At 46.7% G+C, this 18,946-nt stretch carries 17 protein-coding genes; 1 reads left to right on the forward strand and 16 read right to left on the reverse strand.

The features are described 5' to 3' along the window. Window positions 1-30: 30 nt before the first annotated feature. The 7 genes from hslV to OM416_RS11425 all read right to left on the reverse strand — a co-directional run bounded on the left by hslV (window position 31) and on the right by OM416_RS11425 (window position 8,407). Entirely contained in the window at window positions 31-573 is a 543-nt protein-coding gene (gene hslV / locus OM416_RS11395; RefSeq protein WP_062833786.1) for an ATP-dependent protease subunit HslV, read from the reverse strand. A gap of 26 nt (window positions 574-599) precedes the next feature. After that, window positions 600-1,943, reverse strand: coding sequence for an FADH(2)-oxidizing methylenetetrahydrofolate--tRNA-(uracil(54)-C(5))-methyltransferase TrmFO (gene trmFO / locus OM416_RS11400; RefSeq protein ID WP_373428235.1), 1,344 nt, complete (start codon window positions 1,941-1,943; stop codon window positions 600-602). A 15-nt stretch (window positions 1,944-1,958) separates the two neighbouring features. Then, window positions 1,959-4,058, reverse strand: a complete 2,100-nt coding sequence (gene topA / locus OM416_RS11405) for a type I DNA topoisomerase (protein WP_062833784.1) — start codon at window positions 4,056-4,058, stop codon at window positions 1,959-1,961. 117 nt (window positions 4,059-4,175) lie between these two features. Then, window positions 4,176-5,306: a DNA-processing protein DprA gene (gene dprA / locus OM416_RS11410; protein ID WP_264929336.1), complete on the reverse strand. Its 1,131-nt coding sequence runs from the start codon at window positions 5,304-5,306 to the stop codon at window positions 4,176-4,178. Window positions 5,307-5,553: 247 nt separating this feature from the next. Next, on the reverse strand, window positions 5,554-6,483 hold the full coding sequence (gene sucD / locus OM416_RS11415; protein WP_074094556.1) for a succinate--CoA ligase subunit alpha: 930 nt from the start codon (window positions 6,481-6,483) through the stop codon (window positions 5,554-5,556). A gap of 63 nt (window positions 6,484-6,546) precedes the next feature. Beyond that, on the reverse strand, window positions 6,547-7,707 hold the full coding sequence (sucC, locus tag OM416_RS11420) for an ADP-forming succinate--CoA ligase subunit beta (protein WP_036609384.1): 1,161 nt from the start codon (window positions 7,705-7,707) through the stop codon (window positions 6,547-6,549). A gap of 244 nt (window positions 7,708-7,951) precedes the next feature. Further along, window positions 7,952-8,407 carry a MarR family winged helix-turn-helix transcriptional regulator gene (locus tag OM416_RS11425; RefSeq protein ID WP_169478495.1) on the reverse strand — a complete coding sequence of 152 codons (456 nt, stop codon included), beginning with the start codon at window positions 8,405-8,407 and terminating at the stop codon, window positions 7,952-7,954. A gap of 481 nt (window positions 8,408-8,888) precedes the next feature. Between OM416_RS11425 and OM416_RS11430 the strand changes: the two genes are divergently transcribed. Beyond that, window positions 8,889-10,499 carry a YifB family Mg chelatase-like AAA ATPase gene (locus OM416_RS11430; protein WP_264929341.1) on the forward strand — a complete coding sequence of 537 codons (1,611 nt, stop codon included), beginning with the start codon at window positions 8,889-8,891 and terminating at the stop codon, window positions 10,497-10,499. Window positions 10,500-10,727: 228 nt separating this feature from the next. On the opposite strand, the gene OM416_RS11435 is transcribed toward OM416_RS11430, so the two are convergent. The 9 genes from OM416_RS11435 to lepB form a co-directional block, all read right to left on the reverse strand. After that, window positions 10,728-11,279: a nitroreductase gene (locus OM416_RS11435; protein ID WP_264929343.1), complete on the reverse strand. Its 552-nt coding sequence runs from the start codon at window positions 11,277-11,279 to the stop codon at window positions 10,728-10,730. A 286-nt stretch (window positions 11,280-11,565) separates the two neighbouring features. Beyond that, the gene (locus tag OM416_RS11440; RefSeq protein ID WP_264929345.1) at window positions 11,566-12,738 is read right to left on the reverse strand and encodes a carboxypeptidase-like regulatory domain-containing protein; all 1,173 of its coding nucleotides are present in this window, start codon (window positions 12,736-12,738) and stop codon (window positions 11,566-11,568) included. A 61-nt stretch (window positions 12,739-12,799) separates the two neighbouring features. Then, a complete protein-coding gene (locus tag OM416_RS11445) occupies window positions 12,800-12,961 on the reverse strand; it encodes a paeninodin family lasso peptide (RefSeq protein WP_264929347.1) in 162 nt (53 codons plus the stop codon). 319 nt (window positions 12,962-13,280) lie between these two features. Beyond that, window positions 13,281-13,679, reverse strand: coding sequence for a YraN family protein (locus OM416_RS11450; RefSeq protein WP_264929349.1), 399 nt, complete (start codon window positions 13,677-13,679; stop codon window positions 13,281-13,283). Then, window positions 13,673-13,984 (reverse strand): EscU/YscU/HrcU family type III secretion system export apparatus switch protein, encoded by a 312-nt coding sequence (locus OM416_RS11455; RefSeq protein WP_169478501.1) that lies wholly within the window; start codon window positions 13,982-13,984, stop codon window positions 13,673-13,675. Before OM416_RS11455 ends, OM416_RS11450 begins: the two co-directional genes overlap by 7 nt. Next, window positions 13,981-16,038, reverse strand: a complete 2,058-nt coding sequence (locus tag OM416_RS11460) for a DNA ligase (RefSeq protein ID WP_264929351.1) — start codon at window positions 16,036-16,038, stop codon at window positions 13,981-13,983. The genes OM416_RS11455 and OM416_RS11460 overlap by 4 nt, the downstream gene beginning before the upstream one ends. Window positions 16,039-16,068: 30 nt before the next feature. After that, window positions 16,069-16,770, reverse strand: a complete 702-nt coding sequence (locus OM416_RS11465) for a ribonuclease HII (protein ID WP_264929353.1) — start codon at window positions 16,768-16,770, stop codon at window positions 16,069-16,071. A 463-nt stretch (window positions 16,771-17,233) separates the two neighbouring features. After that, window positions 17,234-18,097 carry a ribosome biogenesis GTPase YlqF gene (gene ylqF, locus OM416_RS11470; protein ID WP_062833774.1) on the reverse strand — a complete coding sequence of 288 codons (864 nt, stop codon included), beginning with the start codon at window positions 18,095-18,097 and terminating at the stop codon, window positions 17,234-17,236. 30 nt (window positions 18,098-18,127) lie between these two features. After that, window positions 18,128-18,748 (reverse strand): signal peptidase I, encoded by a 621-nt coding sequence (gene lepB, locus OM416_RS11475; RefSeq protein ID WP_062833773.1) that lies wholly within the window; start codon window positions 18,746-18,748, stop codon window positions 18,128-18,130. Window positions 18,749-18,946 lie beyond the last annotated feature (198 nt).

Genomic DNA, 18,946 nt, shown 5'->3' on the forward strand with positions numbered 1-18,946 from the left:
ATCATGCTCCACTACGGGAGATTTCTTTGGCTATAACTCTTCTACAATAATATTACTGTTCGTATACACACAAAGCTCCGAGGCAATCTGAAGCGATTCGCGCGCAATGTCCTTCGCTTCCAGGTTCACAGCATGACGTTTCAACGCACGTGCAGCAGATAAGGCAAAGTTCCCACCTGATCCGATAGCAATAACGTCATCATCGGGCTCAATGATTTCGCCGCCGCCTGAAATCAACAACATACCTGTTTTGTCCATTACAATCAACAATGCCTCAAGCTTACGCAGGATTCGATCTTGACGCCAATCCTTGGCAAGCTCTACGGCAGCACGCTGCAGGTTACCATGGTGCTCCTCCAGCTTTCCTTCGAATTTCTCAAACAGGGTGATGGCATCCGCCACAGAACCGGCAAACCCGGCAACAACCTGTCCGCGGTATAATCGTCTTACCTTCTTGGCTGTATTCTTCATCACAACGCTTTGGCCCATGGTCACCTGACCATCACCAGCAATTGCTGCCTTACCATTATGACGAACGGCACAGATCGTTGTAGCATGAAATGACATATCCATGATATCAGCCTCCTCCCACGAATAATTTATACGCGTTCCGGAACGGTTAGACCTTCTGCCGCAGCAAAACTGGTGATACCATCCAGGGCACGCTGTGCAAGAGCTTCATTTTTTTCTTTTTTGTTACGGATTTTCGTTTCCAGCTTCGGCAACAATCCAAAGTTTGCATTCATTGGCTGGAAGTGTTTGAAGTCAGCTGTTGTAATATACTGAGCCATACTGCCAAGCGTTGTTTCTACCGGCAATACCACCAGTTCCTGTCCAAGAGCTGCCTTGGCTGCGTTCATTCCGGCAATAAGTCCAGAAGCAGCAGATTCTACATATCCTTCTACACCGGTCATCTGACCTGCAAAGAACAGGTTTGGACGCTCTTTAAACTGATACGTCGGACGAAGCAGTTTAGGAGAATTAATAAATGTATTGCGGTGCATTACGCCATAACGTACGAACTCTGCATTTTCAAGTCCAGGTATGAGAGAGAAGACACGTTTTTGTTCTCCCCATTTCAGATGCGTCTGGAAGCCTACCAGGTTATACAACGTTCCCGCAGCATTGTCCTGTCTAAGCTGAACAACCGCATGTGGCAACTCTCCTGTATGCGGGTTAACCAAACCTACTGGTTTCATAGGACCAAACAGAGCCGTCTGTTTTCCGCGTTTCATCATCACTTCGATTGGCATACAGCCTTCAAAGTAGATTTCTTTCTCAAACTCTTTCAATTGAGCGACCTCAGCAGTAATGAGAGCTTCATAGAAGACATCAAACTCTTCTTCTGTCATCGGACAGTTCAGATATGCCGCTTCGCCCTTATCATAACGGGAGGCCAAGTACACCTTGTTCATATCAATTGAATCTTTTTCGATGATCGGTGCTGCTGCATCATAGAAGTAGAAATATTCTTCACCCATTAGTGCCTTGATTTGCTCAGACAATGCCGGTGAAGTCAAGGGACCCGTTGCAACAACAACGATGCCGTCTTCCGGCAGGGAAGTTAGTTCTTCGTTCACCACTTCGATGAGCGGATGCTGGTGCAGCGTAGACGTAATCTCACCTGAGAAGCCGTCCCGGTCCACAGCAAGTGCTCCACCTGCTGGAACGGCGTGCTTGTCTGCCGCAGACAGTACGAGAGAATTGAGCATTCTCATTTCTTCTTTTAATACACCCACTGCATTCGTCAATCCATTGGCACGCAGCGAGTTACTGCACACCAGTTCTGCAAATTTATCTGTATGATGAGCTGGCGTTTTCACCACAGGTCTCATCTCGTATAATTTCACGCGCACGCCGCGACTTGCGATCTGCCAGGCAGCTTCTGTTCCTGCCAGCCCGGCACCAATTACGGTTACTTGTTGTTCATTCGTCAAAATCATTTACCCCCATATATACTAATCCGCTGATTCGTCATCCGGTTCATCCACCGGCTCCTGATGATCACATGATGTACACTGCAATCGGGCTCCCTTTTTGTTCCGCTTTTCAATCATTAGCGATCCACAACTTGGACATGGTTTGGCTGAAGGTCTGTCCCATGAGACAAAATCACATTCAGGATACTTGTCACAACCGTAGAAGATACGTCCCTTTTTGCTACGACGCTCAACAACATGGCCTTCCTTACACTTCGGACAAGTTACGCCAATATCCTTGATAATCGGTTTGGTATTCCGGCAATCAGGGAAGCCAGAGCAAGCAAGAAACTTGCCAAAACGTCCGAGTTTATAAACAAGTGGTTTGCCGCACTTCTCACAGATCTCATCCGATACTTCGTCTTCGATCTCGATTTCTTTCATTTCTTCTTCCGCAAACTCAAGCCGTTTCTCGAAAGATTCGTAGAATTCAGCGAGTACTTTGACCCAATCCTCGGAACCTTCCTCCACATGGTCAAGATCACCTTCCATGTTCGCGGTAAACTCTACATTCAGGATTTCCGGGAAAAACTCTTCCATCTGTTCGATGACCAGTTCGCCAAGCTCCGTTGGCATGAATTTCTTTTCCTCAATCGCAACATATCCGCGCTTCTGAATGGTCTCCAGTGTTGGCGCATATGTACTCGGACGCCCTATACCCAATTCCTCAAGCGTCTTAACCAACCTTGCCTCCGTATATCGTGGTGGCGGTTGTGTAAAATGCTGTTTTGGCTCAATCTCCTGCTTCTCAAGCACATCTCCACTTTTCAGCGGAGGTAGCAGACGATCTTCTTCGGTTGTACCATCGTCGTTTCCTTCAACATATACCTTCATGAAGCCCTGGAATCGAACCTTCGAACCTGCTGCACGGAAAATCGTATCCCCCGCCGCAATATCTACAGAGAGTGTATCCAGGATAGCCGAGGACATCTGGCTCGCTACAAAACGTTCCCAAACCAGTTTATACAACCGGAACTGATCACGACTCATAAATGACTTGATTGAATCGGGATCACGCAGAATTGAAGTTGGACGAATTGCTTCATGCGCATCCTGAGCATTAGCTGCTTTTTTGGAATAATTTCGTGGTGTTTCTGGTGCAAATGGCTCTCCATACTTACCAACGATATATTCTTTGGCTTCTTCTTGTGCAGATGCCGCAATCCGCGTGGAGTCCGTACGCATATACGTGATGAGACCTACTGTGCCTTCTTTTCCAAGGTCTACACCTTCATATAGTTGTTGGGCCACCGACATCGTCTTGGAAGCTCTGAAATTCAATTTACGTGCTGCTTCCTGTTGCAAAGAACTCGTGGTAAACGGGGCGGAAGGGTTCCGACTCCGTTCCTTCTCTTTAACTTCCTTGATCGTAAAGTCTGCACCTTCGATCTGTTTCAGGATGGCTTGCACTTCCGCTTCACTGCCCAGCTCTGTTTTAGCCCCGTTCAGTTTATGAAACTTGGCTTCAAACGGATTGCCGTCTGCTGTCAGTTTGGCGGTAATGCTCCAGTATTCTTCCGGCTCAAAATCATCAATTTCATTTTCACGATCTAAAATGATTTTAACAGCCACGGACTGAACCCGGCCTGCGGACAAACCTTTTTTAACTTTTTTCCATAATAATGGACTAATTTTATATCCAACGAGTCGATCCAGAATACGTCTTGCCTGCTGCGCGTTAACCAAATCCATATTGATTTTCCGCGGCGTTTTGAACGCATCTTTGACCGCCTGTTTTGTAATTTCATTAAATACAACCCGGCAATCTGCCGTATCGTCCAGTTCAAGGGCATGGGCTAAATGCCATGCGATAGCCTCGCCTTCGCGATCCGGGTCAGCTGCGAGATACACTTTTTTCACTTTCTTCCGTGCATCCTTCAGTTCTTTCAAAATTGAACCTTTGCCGCGGATCGTAATATATTTCGGATTAAAATCATTCTCCACCTCAACGCCGATCTGACTCTTTGGCAAATCGCGAACATGTCCCATCGAAGCTTTCACGATGAACTTGCTGCCTAAATATTTGCCTATCGTCTTCGCCTTTGAGGGCGACTCCACGATTACGAGTGCATCCGCCATAGGTTCATCCTCCTCTCAGTCATGAAACTGTCATGTAACTGTTTCTGTAAGCTTATGCATAGGTTAATAACTTCAGCTAATTATATATTTCCACACGCTACATAGGTTGTAGCATCGTCATACCCTCGCATATTTGGTGCCTGGTAATTGGCTAATCTGCTTTTTTATGATTAAAGATAACAGAACTGAATGCAAATGTCCAAAATCCCAACCTAGCTGTTCAACCAGTTGATCCAACGATTGCTCCTCCTGTTCCAACAGATAAATCACACGTTGTTCATCCGGAGAGAGCTTAACCTCAGCGAATATCCCTTGCCCGGAAGGCTCAGGTGTTTCTGCCGAACGTCCTCTATTGTAAGGAAGTTGTTCTGCATTTGGCAAGTCCAAACGATACTCTTCCAAAACATCTGCTGCACATGTGACCAATTTGGCCCCTTGACGGATTAGATTGTGAGCGCCCCGACTCTTCGGCGATGTGATGGGTCCAGGAACTGCAAATACATCCCTGCCTGCTTCAAGAGCAGCATCTGCTGTGATCAGTGAACCACTGCGAATGTCAGCCTCAACGACCAATGTCCCCAGCGTAAGACCGGCAATGATTCGATTCCGTTCCGGAAATAATCCTTGACGTGCTCTCGTACCTGGTGGATATTCCGACAAAAGCAGACCCGTCTCCGCGATTCGCTCAGCAAGGCTTGTATTTTCGGGTGGGTATATATTATCAATCCCTGTTCCGAATACTGCAATCGTTTTTCCTTTGGCACGTAATACTGCCTCATGACACACGCTATCAATACCGCGGGCAAGCCCGCTTACGATCGTAAGCCCTGCACTGCATAATTGTTCTGCCAGCTTCTCACCAACTTTGCGCCCATACACGGTTGGCATACGAGTTCCCACCATCGCAATGGACGGTTTGTGTAGCAAACTTATATCCCCTCGACCATACATTACCCAGGGAGGCTGAACGGTTTCCTTCATTAATATGGGATAATTCTGATCCAGATAAGTAATAACCTCTATCCCCTGATTGTAAACGTGTTCTCTTTTACGTTCGATCCAGTTGAGCGTAAATTGACTCGCTAAACGGGCAGCCTGATCTTTGCGCAAACCTGCCGCAGTCCAGTCACCTTCTTCATAATTCAAAAGATCGGACCATTGATGTTGTCCCAGAACCAGTTTTGAGATTGTTTTCTTGCCAATACCCTCCATCTCATGCAACCCAAACAAGATCCATCGTTCTTCCATACCATAAACCTCCCAGAGCGGGAAGAGTATCTTCCCTCATATTGTGTGTTAAGTGATCACGGAATGCAAGCGTTTACGCAGATGAGAAACAATTCCTCTCCCTTTTCACGTTAAAAAAAAACGCAAAAAAGCAACCCTTCGCCCTGTTTAAGGGCAAAAGGTTGCTTACCTTTTCCGTAACCATAATAGTCGGTCTAGCAGAAACAAATCATTTCCGAACCGTTTCTTCTATTATAACGAAAAAGAATTAATGTGTCGTGCACAAATTCAAAATACCGCGCTCTTCAAGTACACTCACCAAAGTCGAGCCCATCTCAGCAGGCGTTGGTGCTACTTTGATACCGCAAGATTCCAACTTCGCAATCTTCTCTTTGGCTGTACCTTTACCGCCAGAGATAATAGCGCCAGCATGACCCATCCGTTTGCCTGGAGGCGCTGTTACGCCACCGATAAAGCCAACAACCGGTTTGGTCATGTTCTCACGTACCCAATCTGCAGCATCCTCTTCAGCCGTACCACCAATCTCACCAATCATGATGACCGCATGAGTCTGTGGATCTTCATTGAACCGTTTCAGGATATCAATGAACTCGGAGCCTTTTACAGGGTCTCCCCCGATTCCTACAGCAGAAGATTGTCCAATGCCACGAGTCGTCAGTTGATGAACGGCTTCATACGTAAGTGTTCCACTACGGGAAACAACGCCAACGTGCCCCGCCATGTGGATATAACCAGGCATGATCCCGATTTTACATTCGCCCGGTGTAATGACACCTGGACAGTTCGGTCCGATCAGGACGGTATCTTTACCTTCCATGAAACGGTCAACCTTGATCATGTCAAGAACCGGAATACCTTCCGTAATACAGATCACAAGATCCAGCTCTGCATCAACAGCTTCCATAATGGAATCTGCCGCAAATGCCGGAGGAACGTAAATGACGCTCGCTGTTGCGCCTGTAGCTTCCTTCGCTTCCTGCACAGTGTTGAACACCGGCAGACTGGCTACTGTACCGTCTTCCAGCGTGATATCCACATTCGTTCCGCCTTTACCCGGTGTAACTCCGCCTACCATCTGGGTTCCGTAGTCCAATGCGCCCTTCGTGTGGAACATTCCCGTTGAACCCGTAATGCCTTGCGTAATGACTTTTGTATTTTTATCGATCAAAATACTCACGTTGCTTCACATCCTTACGGTTATTTTTCAATTCCCGGACAGCTCCGGTACTAAGGAATGAACTTATTTTACGAGGGCAACAATTTTCTGTGCACCATCGGCCATGGAATCGGCAGGAACAATATTCAGGCCAGATTCGCCCAGAATACGTTTGCCAAGCTCCACGTTAGTTCCTTCAAGACGAACAACCAGCGGTTTGGTCAGGCCAAGTTGCTTCGCAGCTTCAACAACACCGTTGGCGATAACATCACAGCGCATGATGCCACCGAAGATGTTAACAAAGATTCCTGCTACTTTGGCATCGGACAAAATGATCTTAAATGCTTCAGTCACTTTCTCCGTTGTTGCACCGCCCCCAACGTCAAGGAAGTTGGCGGGGTCTCCACCGTAGTATTTGATAATGTCCATCGTCGCCATCGCAAGTCCCGCACCATTGACCATACAGCCGATGTTGCCATCAAGTGCTATGTAGCTGAGGTCGTATTTGGAAGCTTCGATTTCCTTTTCATCCTCTTCATCCAGGTCACGCAGTTCCAAAATATCTTTGTGACGGAACAGAGCGTTGGAGTCAAAGTTTAATTTCGCATCCAGCGCGATAACGTTTCCATCTCCGGTAACAACGAGAGGATTGATCTCGGCAATAGAGCAATCTTTTTCGACAAAAGCTGTGTACAACGCGAGCATGAACTTAACAGCTTTGTTCACCAGTTCATTCGGAATCTTGATGCTGTAAGCCAGTTTACGCGCCTGGAACACTTGCAACCCAATAGCTGGGTCAATAATTTCTTTGAAAATTTTCTCAGGTGTAGCTTCAGCTACTTCTTCAATCTCAGTACCGCCTTCTTCGGAAGCCATCATAACTACACGGCCTGTGGCACGGTCCACAACAACACCCACATAATACTCTTTGCGGATATCGCATCCTTCTTCAATCAGAAGACGTTTTACTTCTTTACCTTCTGGTCCAGTCTGGTGTGTCACCAATACTTTACCCAGAATTTCGGAAGCATAGGCACGAACTTCATCCGTGCTCTTCGCTACTTTTACGCCGCCAGCTTTACCCCGGCCACCTGCGTGAATTTGCGCTTTAACAACAGTCACCGGACTGCCCAATGCCTCTGCGGCCGCAACCGCTTCATCGACTGTATAAGCAACCTTTCCGTTTGGAACGGTAACTCCATACTGTTTCAGTACTTCTTTTCCTTGATATTCATGGATATTCATTCTCGAATCCTCCTATCAACGTGACTGCAACAAGGCGGGTTGGTAGACTAACAAAAGACAAATGTTGACTATTTTCACTTAAACCCAATTCATTGTAACACGTTTTTAAAACGCTTTCCTTAAAAAAGTAATGATTAATAGACAGTATTTTGATATGAGTATGATCCCATATTGTGAATGTTTGGGTATATATGGAAAAAAACCTCAGCTAAAAGCTAAGGTTTCCTCGATTCAATGCTACATTTTATTTTTTGGCTGCGTTCGTGTTGGTTTCGTGCACTTTTTCCAGTAATCCTTTGAACTGACCCAGTAATGCTTCAAACTCCGTGCTGTTCAAACAAGCGTCTCCCTGAATGGATGCAGGTACCGACAATGCCTTATTCCGAAGCTCACGGCCGGAATCGGTTAGTGTAATTAATACTTTCCGTTCATCCTGAGCCGAGCGTTCGCGATTAATAAGTCCTGCCGACTGCAAACGTTTGAGAAGTGGTGTCAATGTTCCCGAATCAAGGTATAGCGCCTCCCCGATCTCCTTAACCGTGCATTCTTCACGTTCCCACAACACCATTAGAACCAGATACTGTGAATACGTTACGCCGAGCACCTCCAGATAGGGTTGGTACATCTTCGTAATCTCACGTGAACAAGCATATATGGCAAAGCATAATTGGTTATCCAGCTTCAAACTGTCCGTCTGCATATGTCTTTCTCACCTGCCTATTGTGCATTCTATTCCTCATAAGAAAGGAACTACAAATCTATCTTATCACAAATTAGAAAAAAAACAGAATAATTGAGCACAAATGATTTTACCTTTCAATTTAATTATGTTAAATTAGATTGTGTAAAATATAAATATAGATAGATGACCAACAGTACATACACTCATGATTTAACAACAATAATAGATAAGTCCAGCAAACAGATTCACGCTTTATTGGCCCAATTTGATAACTCTAATGCAAGTTCATACTTAAGGCATTTTCACCAATGCTATGTAATAATTTCTATCCAGAAATAAAATTCAGGGATCAGGAACAATGACTACAGCGATGATAATGACAGGTTGACTCCATGATTCCTTTTATATAAAATGCTTAGTAGAAGCTGAGGAAGCACCTTAATTCGTAGACTGGCCCGTGTTATGCGGAGTCAAGAATCGAGTGAGGTGTTTCTTTGTTATGTACGGAAAATTACATAGTGCGTGTTTGTACGGAATTGATGGTGTTCTGATCGAGGTGGAAACCGATCTATCCAATGGTCTGCCACAGACGTCCATCATCGGGTTACCAGATTCAGCCATTCGAGAGGCCGTTGAACGTGTTCGTGCAGCGATTAAAAATTGTGGATATCAGTATCCATTACAGCGGATTACAATCAATCTGGCCCCCGCTGATCTGCGCAAGGAAGGGTCTTCCTTTGATCTTGCCATCGCTATTGGTTTACTTATGACAAGCGGTCAACTAGTACTCCCTCCTCAGGAACGTACATTAGTTGTTGGCGAACTGGCATTGGACGGTTCGATCAGGTCAGTGCCCGGCATTTTATCCATGGTCGATCTGGCCAAACGGCAAGGCTTTACGTCCGTGCTTCTTCCTTTGGATAACGTGGAGGAAGCGTCGTTGATTCGAGGTATTCAAGTGTTTGGCATTCGTCATTTGCAAGATATTGCTCCGGAAAACCCAGATCAACCCTCTAGTTCGGTTGGTGTGCCAAATAAAACTAATGCAGGACCGGTCGTGTTGAAAAATTATGCTCACCTCGCTGTTCCTATAACAGATAAGACTCAAAGGGTGGCGGATAGAAGGCAGGGACAAACGTCATTATGTGCGGATGATTATAGTGATGTTCTAGGGCAGCATCATGTAAAACGCGCGCTTATGATTGCTGCAGCAGGCATGCATAACATACTGCTCGTTGGACCGCCAGGCACGGGCAAAACGATGTTAATCAAACGTCTGCCTTCCATCCTTCCTCCTTTGTCAGAAGATGAAGCACTGGAAGTCACCAAAGTGTTAAGTGCCGCAGGCAAGTTGAAAGAAGCGCCTCAAGGCCTGATTGCAGACAGACCTTTTCGCTCCCCACATCACACGATATCCACCTCTGGTCTAATTGGAGGCGGTGGTATTCCGAAACCGGGTGAAGTGAGCCTTGCCCACCGGGGTATATTGTTTCTGGATGAATTACCTGAGTTCCAGCGCCAGGTGCTGGAGGTATTAAGGCAGCCGTTAGAGGATCGCACAGTGACAATTAGCCGGGCGCGGGCAGCATTCACCTTTCCCGCCCAGTTCATGCTCGCATGTTCCATGAATCCCTGCCCCTGCGGATATTTGTCCGCTCATTCGGAGGAGCAGCGCTGTATATGCAGCCCCGCCCGTGTTGCCGCGTACCGAGCCAAAATTTCAGGACCATTGCTAGATCGTATCGATCTTCAGGTCGAGGTCCCTCCACCAGGCGAGTGGCGTAAATCAGCTGCCTCACCTTCCTCTGCAGAAATGCAGGCAAAAGTCATCCATGCTCATCAAATTCAGGCTGCACGCTATGCCCAAAGTTCAGTCCGTTGGAATAGCCAGCTTTCGGGCACACTTTTGCGACGAACGATCCATCTCCCTCAAGAGGCAGAACAATTGTTAGAACAAACCTTGCAAACGCTAAACTTGAGCATGCGTGCACATGATCGGATTATCAAAATGGCACAGACGATTGCCGATCTAGACCATGATGGTGAAATTATGACAGCTCATGTGGCTGAAGCCATACAGTATCGTCAACTGGATCTTAATTTATTTTGAGAAACTTATGGAAGAAGAACGGGTTCGCCTATCAAAAGGCAGTGAAATCTACATCATCTTGGACAACAGAGTATGATCGAGAAGGGTGTATAACGTGGGTCCTACCATACGGCTAAGTCGACATGACAAAAAACGTACAAGTCCTTCTTTTTCATGAAGAAAGGTACTTGTACGTCAATTTCCCTGAGATTGATAGGGGCATGTGTAGCTACATATTACAATAGTTTATTATTCAAAAAGAGTCAGTTTGTCCTTGGCTGGTGTGCGTTCTTTGGCAGAAGGAATAACATCAGGATATCCCATATAGATCATGCCTATAATCTTCTCACCCGCCTCTATTCCAAGAGGTTTACGGAATTTCGGAGCGTACAGGAATGGCTTGGTCACCCAGAATGTACCAATGTCTTCACTCCAAGCTGCAAGCATAAAGTTCTGTACTAACGCACTTACGGCTGCAAAATCTTCATCCCAGATGTTCTGTCTTGGATCTTCCTCAAGTACGACAAGCATAACGGCTGGGACTTGCGTAATATTGGCTGAGAATTTGTTGTCTTCTCCCATTTCTGCATCGATGGCCTCAGCCAGCTTTTTGCGCCCATTCCCGGTAAACAACAAAAATCTCCAAGGTTCACGCAATTTATGGTTAGGAGCCCAGACTGCCGTATCCAGCAACTCTATGATTTGTTGTGTAGGAACAGCTTCCTTTTTAAATTTTTTCACCGTACGACGGTTTTGAATCGCATTTCTGACTTCATTTGTTGTTTTCGCAGTTTTACTCATCGGCCGTACCTCCCTGTTTATAATTATGATCTGTAACCGTAACGATGGCTTACGGTCTTGAACAATTCGTTATGACAAATCAAAAGATTAAAACGCAGATTACATTCTTGATTATACACCCTACTGTTCACGAGATTCAAAGGAAAGGCTTCGACTGCTACGGCTATAGGCTTTAAAAACAGTAAAGACGACTCCGAATCCTGATCGACCAATGGCGATCATCACGTCGGAGCCGTCTAATTAGATAAGCATTTTATAACATTCACGATATCACATCATTGATGAATCAATATGAACCTGCACCTTCAAATGTACCTTTAACGAAATCCATTTTGTTGTACTTCTCCTGGTTACCTGCAACATCTGTGCTAAAGTATTCTACCACCTTGACATCAGGGGCATAGAATTTGACGGGTCCTTCATAGTTCTTCCAGGCTCCCCCATTGATTCGATACTGCGTTGTTTTTACACCCGAACCTTTGACTTCGTCTGTTGCCTGGAGCCTGAACGTAAACCCTTTGATGTATATCTTTCCATTTACTGTATCTGTAATCGGAACTAATCGGTACTTGGTTACAGGGGGTGTAATATCTGCATCTTTCTTAAGTACGATATTAAACGTATTATGATCTCCTTGTACGAGGGTAACGTTCTGGCTAGATTTTAAGTATCCTGCTGCTTCCACCGTTATTGTTCTGGCCCCTGTTGGCACGCGCTTTATAAAATAATTGCCTTGGGCATCCGTTGTTGCCGCACTTCCAGCATTAACTTTAGCTCCACTTACTGGATTACCCGCCTCATCTACAACTTTTCCCCGCACGTGTGCTGCTTCTGTCAAAACAACATTGACGATTAAGGTTTTTCCCGCCTGTACATTCAAACGATCCTGCTCATAAAGCATATAATCGGCAGAATCGACCCAGATTGCAATGTTTGGATTGTAGTCGTAATCAAGGCCAGTAACAGTATACCGACCTTGCTGGTCTGTCTTCACCGGACGATCCAAGGCACCTGTTACTTTGACAAGAGCATTGAGAACCGGTCTGCCTGTTTGATCGGTTACAGACCCTACAATCGTAGAAGGTTCATATAGCTCAAAATTAACCAGAATCTGTTCTCCCTCTGATAAAGAGTAGGTATTACGGTGCCTGTCTGTCACATAGCCCTCTGCTTCAATTATAAAGCTAATTTCCGTATAGTCCTGGACAGACTCAAGTATAGAATAACTTCCATTTCCATCTGTCTTCACGCTTTTTTCAGTCTCTTCCCCTTGATATCTAAGGGAATACTTGATTGTGGCATCCTGGATAGGAAACCCTTCAAGATCAGTAACTTTACCTGATACACTTGCCTGGGTTGAAGGATCGGCATAAGAAACTCCGGAATACATGATTCCAAACAAAATGAAACATAAAGATAGTGTACTTAGTCGAATTATCCATTTGATACTTGTCTGCATCTCCTCACTACACCTCACCATTTATTTTTATGGATCAAACATTCCTCTTTAACCTCTTTAATTAACTGAGCATAAGTTCAAGCTTCCAGAATTCTCCGTCCCAAACATATTGCCAAATCCCCTGTCCACCGTTCATGGTCTCGCTGATATCCAGCACTTCCATCCGAGGGCACTCCCATACTCTTTTTACTATGTTGCTCGAAGCGTTCTGAAGCTCTTCCATACATCCCACCAACCTCTCTTTAAATTTCAACTTTCTTAGTTTATTACAAATGATACATTTTGTATCTATAAATTTCTGAAATAAATGATTTTATTATTGATGCTCTATCCTGTGTTTTTCGATTTCATATTTAAATCAAAAAAAGCCGCAGATCCTGTATGAAGAGGACCTACGGCTTTAGATAATACTAATTTCAAAACTAAATCGAATGAAAAAGATAAGACATAATTAAACTTGTACTTTGATAAGAGCTATAGAATCACATCAGAAAAAGATACATTTCGTAACTTTGAATACAGCAATACTTTGTGTGTAATTCTTAAAAAGCATTAACAATATGATTCACAGAGACAACCTCTCCTGCTTGATCTAGCATTACGGCAATTACATCAAAACGGATCTGAAGATCTGTCTCTCCCGTCATCTGCAAATAAACGGATGCGGTTGAACGTACCTGCTGCATTTTACGCATATCGACCGATTCCTGAGGTGTACCGTACTGAGCGGCTCCACTTCTGCTTCTAACTTCCACAAATACAATCAGGCCCTCGCTGGAAGCAATGATGTCAATCTCACCGCTACGGCAACGCCAGTTCTGTCTGATGATCCGATAGTTGTTATCTCGCAACCATTGACAGGCGGCTTCTTCGCCTAATCGGCCCTTCTGCTGCCGTGTAAGCTTCATTCCCGGCTCATGGCCTAATCTACGCTCTACCATGACTCATCTTCCTCACGTCCCGAGGCCAGTCGATCTGCACGGTAGACGTATGTTAGCACCTCTGCGACCAGCTGATACAGTTCTGCCGGAATCTGTTCATCCAGATCCAACTTGGAGAGCACTTCCACAAGTGCTGCGTCCTCCTGAACAGCCACGCCATTTTCCTTGGCTTTATCCAGAATGGCTTCTGCCACTTTGCCGCGGCCCTTGGCTACCACAACAGGTGCTTCGCTCTCTCCAGGAACATATTTTAGGGCAACCGCTTTTTTGGAAAGCAGGTCCGGTTGTGACGACTCGTCTTTCATACCTTCAAGTCCACCCCTTTATATCGTTCAGGACTATAGTCCGATGCCGTCATTTTCCGCTCTGCACCCGGTTCCTGGCCCACAGGCCACGGTTCCGCCTTGAAGGTTAGCAATTGATAGCCCAGCTTGTCCAATGCCTGATGGATTACCTCTCTTCCGCTCTCCAGGAGCGGTCCCATTCCTTCGCGATCATTCAATACACGCAGACTGACAATATTGTTAACCACATGTACATCTACCAGTGTAGGCCCAAGACTTTTCATATCCAGATCGAACCATAGACGGCAGTTGGACGCATCCAGCTCTCCACGAGGTCCACGACGTGATTGAATCTGAACGGAAGCTGTCTCTTCCCCGTCCGGTCCAGTGATCGGAATAAACCAGTGCATCTGTGCAAACGTAGCACTGCGATCTGTCGTCAGCAATAACTGCTGACCTGTCAGAAATTGCACCGCTTGTCCGGCGGCATCCTTGAGCGCCGCCGGTGCACCGTCGCTGCTGGCAAGCTGCAGCAGCAAGCCCTTCAGCGTGTCCGCATTCGCCGGACTCGCCACATCCCCCACGCGCGGCTGCGCTGCCGCGCCGTGAACGGCCTGCTGCTCGTGCTCCGCACCGAGCAGCTTCAGCACGCGCCCCACCCACGGGTCCCCCTCGTGGGTGACAGGCGCGTGCACTGCCGCAGCTCCCGCAGGTGCTGCGGCACTACCGCCAGCCGGCGGCGCATCAGCGCCGGCTGGCAACGGCTGCGGCGCGCCTCCGGCAGCCGTAGCCGCCTGGCCGCCCTGCGATGCAGGGGCGGCCTGTGCTGCCGCACCAGGCTGTGCCGGTGCGGCAGTGGACGCGCTGCGCAAGGCGTCCAGCAGCGCCAGCAGCTTGGGCGCCAGCTGCGCTGCCGTAGGCGCTGCTGGCGCCGCCTGGCCTGCTGCGGACGGAGTCCCCGCAGCAGCAGGCGTTTCAGCGCGGCCGTCAGTCCGACCGGCCGCGCCTGCTTCAGGCTGGCCCGCACTTACACGGCCAGCCACTGATTCTGCCGCCGCCCCTGGTGTACCCGGGCGGCTCCCGGCTTGGCCCGCGTCAGCCCCGCGCGGGCTCTCTCCAGATATTCCGGTTCCAGACGGAATACCTGCGCCCCCTTTGCCAGCCGTTTCAACGTTGCTGGCAACTGCCTTTGCCCCGGCTTCAGCATTTCCTGTTCCTCCGCCGGCCTGCAGGTTTCCTTTCACCGCATTAGCTGCATCCTCTGCCCCGACATCCGTCATAGATACAGCTCCTGCCAATGCCGCTTGTCCTTGTTGCGTCGACAAAACAGGAGTTCCTGTTCCAGCCACCTGACGGCCATTACCCGATGTAGCCAACCCTTCTTCCATCTGCGCTGTATTCGGCAATACAGGCACACCAGCCACAACAGCTGGTTTCATAGCAGCCGATTGTTCTCCAGGCAATGCCGGTTTACCCGTTGTTTGAGTCAACATCGTTTCCAACTGATCAGCCAACCCGCTTAACAACTGATGCAGAGGGGGGCCAAACACCGTCTGATGTAATCCTTTTACCGTTTCCGCCGTAACCGGGAGACCACGCTGAAAAGCAATTCCCGTCGCCTGCACCCATTCTTCCACAGGTACCTGTGCAGGTTTAGCTGTCATCATATTTTGGACCATAGCCACATTATCCTTCGTTAGCGGCAATCCGCTACGCTGCATGGCAAGTAACAGTTCCCGATTCCCTTTCGTATCCGGCAGTCCTACATCCTTAAGCAGGTTGTTCAGCGAAGCTTGTGGCAGCTCAGCAAGTGTTCCCGCCATAGGTTTCATTACCGTTATGCCATTTTCACCTGGAGGCTGTACTTGAAGCAACGTGGTCTCACCCGGACGGAGTGGAGTCTCCAACTTGGCGCGCACCTGCACACCTTGAATCTGCAGAACTGCTTCTCCCCCATCATCGGATACACTAACGACGGAGCCACGAACCACCTGACCCTCCTTTAATTCAAGCGGTTTGGCATTGCCGGGCTTACTATCCCCCATTAACCCCTTAATCATGGAACCGATATTCAAATCTCTCCCCCTCCTTCCTTCAAGCCTCTGTTAGAACAAAGATTGCTGCTCTCCAAGCAGATTGCCCAGAAAACTGCGCCGATGCATCGGGGTTGCCCCCAACGCCATAATTTGCTCCCGATGAACTTTTGTTGCATATCCTTTATGTATCGACAGACCATATTCCGGATATAACGTATCCCATTCTTCCTTACACAGCCGATCTCGTGTTACCTTGGCAATAATAGATGCCGCTGCGATCGATTGACTATTGGCGTCACCTTTAATAATGGACAGTTGAGGTACATTCACATCCACCTTCTCAGCATCCACCAGCATATAATCAGGAGCTTCTCCCAATGCTTCAACCGCACGTTTCATCGCGAGTCTCGCAGCCTGTTTAATATTAAGCCGGTCAATCGTCTCTGCATCCGCATACCCGATACCTACCGCCAGCGCTTTTTCCATAATGACGTCATAAAGTGCATCACGTTTTTTCTCCGTTAATTTTTTGGAGTCATTCACACCTTCCAGAATGAGATCCTTCGGTAAAATAACCGCCGCCGCAACAACATCCCCAAACAGACATCCCCGTCCTACCTCATCAATACCAGCAATACGTTCAAATCCACTGTCCCAATACTCCCGCTCGTAGAGTAAAAGGTCTCGAGGTTCACTGGCTTCTTTTTTCTTCTTCGATCCAACCGGGGTATCCAGTAGATTTAACCCGATCTCTTCATTATTTTCAACCATAACGCTCATCTCCTCTACCCACGCTTCTTCAGCATGCGTATCACTTACAACTTTTTATAATATAGACGTAGATCTTCTGTCTTTGTTCTGTACAACCTGTGTCTCTCAGCAAATACTTTCCTTGAGGTTTACAATAATAAAGATAGTGATGTCTTCATTTATCGGTATTTGATGGTTAAAATTGAATATATCAGACCTCGTCTAATCTAAATTGCACCACCATTTATCATAGCACGATTTTGACACACCTGATATATAGGTCAGCCAATTCCATTAAGCGTACTGTTCTTCAATCCTCTTCCATTTTTATCGTTTTCAACGCATATTGCGGTTCTACTTCCGCATTTTTATACACAAAAAACGACCGCTCCCGGTAATCCGGTAACGGCCGCTTCTTTCGGCACTTGTATATATGAAATGAACAGATGAGGATGGTGATCTTCATCGTGTAGAGTCCATTTTTTTAATAAGGAGCTTCCATGGAGAAACGTCCCATTTTACCCGCTCGCAGTTCTCGCAGAAATGCTCGCGATGCCTTTTCCAGATCAATGCGTCCACCGCTTACAACACAACCACGGACACGGCCAACTTGTTCCATAATCGCAATAACACTGTCTGAATCATCTGCATCCTTGGAGAACTCCTGAAGTCCGTATCTCTCTTCCAGGGCGTCCCAGTAATAACGCATCAGGTAGCTGATTCCAAAAAAGGCGATATCCTCTGCATTCAGAATTTCCTCTTTAATCGCACCTGTTACGGCAAGACGATAACCTACATTTTGATCTTCGAACTTGGGCCAAAGAATACCTGGAGTATCCAACAGCTCCATTTCTTTGCCTACCTTAATCCACTGCTGCCCCTTCGTCACACCAGGACGATCTCCTGTTAACGCAATACTCCGTCCAGCCAGTCGGTTAATCAGTGTTGATTTACCAACATTCGGAATACCCACAATCAATCCGCGAACTGCACGAGGGTTAATTCCTTTGGCAATTTGACGATCAATTTTTTCTTTCAGAAGAAGCTTCGCCTGTACCGGAATGTCTTTAACATTGGTGCCTGTCGAGGCATCCACAGGAAAGGCGGTAATTCCCTCTTTTTTGAAATATTCAATCCACTCTTGCGTCACTTTGGCATCTGCCAAATCCGACTTGTTCAACAAAATCATCCGGGGTTTATCCAGCAATATTTCGTCAATCATCGGATTACGGCTGGAGACAGGCAGACGGGCATCCAACAGTTCGATGACCACGTCGATGAGCTTTAACTTATCCTGAATCTGGCGTCTGGCTCGAGTCATATGACCTGGAAACCATTGTATCGTCACCTTGTCTTCACCTCATTATTTACTTCAATTTCAGTGGTTGATCCACTTGATCTCACCGATCGGCCAGAAAATAACATCTGCACGACCAATAATATCTTCTAACGAAACATAACCGATCATACGGCTGTCTGTACTATTTGGACGGTTGTCTCCCATAACAAACACATGACCTGCCGGCACTTTGCCATCAGGGAACTGCTCATTCGGGAAATCCTTCACGTTATATGTTCCACCATTTGCTTCAGCTGCATCAATGGCTCCTTGAATATACGTTTCATCAACCTTTTTACCGTTAACCATCACGGTATCGTCCTGAACCTCCACCGTATCGCCTTCTACAGCAATTACACGTTTAATGAAATCTCGACCTTCGGTTGGTACGTGGAAGACGATAACCTCACCGCGTTTCGGTTCTCTGATATCATATAAGATTTCGTTGACGATCACACGTTCACCTGTTTCAAAGTTCGGCTGCATGGACGGTCCGTCCACAACAAACGGTTTGAAGAGCAACCACCGAATCAGAATAACGAGAACTAATGCGATAACGATGGCTTTAAGCCATTCAACAATTTCATTTTTAGCTTTTTTGGATCGACTGTCTTTCTCTTCGGCAGGATTGCCCCGGTCATGTTGAACTTCTTGTTCCATTCAAGATCTTCCTCTCTTCACAGTACATGTTTATAGCAGTACACACATCCAGCATTCTGCATCGATCCAACCAATCTCTCATGGGATGGATACAAAATATTCACATCAGTTATGTAATCTTTCTCCAAGCATTACAGTACATTTAATCCACAATTCAAATGCCTTCAAGAGGTTGTTCAAAAAGTCGGTACTGAAACC

It is taken from the genome of Paenibacillus sp. LS1, from assembly GCF_026013365.1.
In the GTDB taxonomy this organism is placed as follows: domain Bacteria; phylum Bacillota; class Bacilli; order Paenibacillales; family Paenibacillaceae; genus Paenibacillus.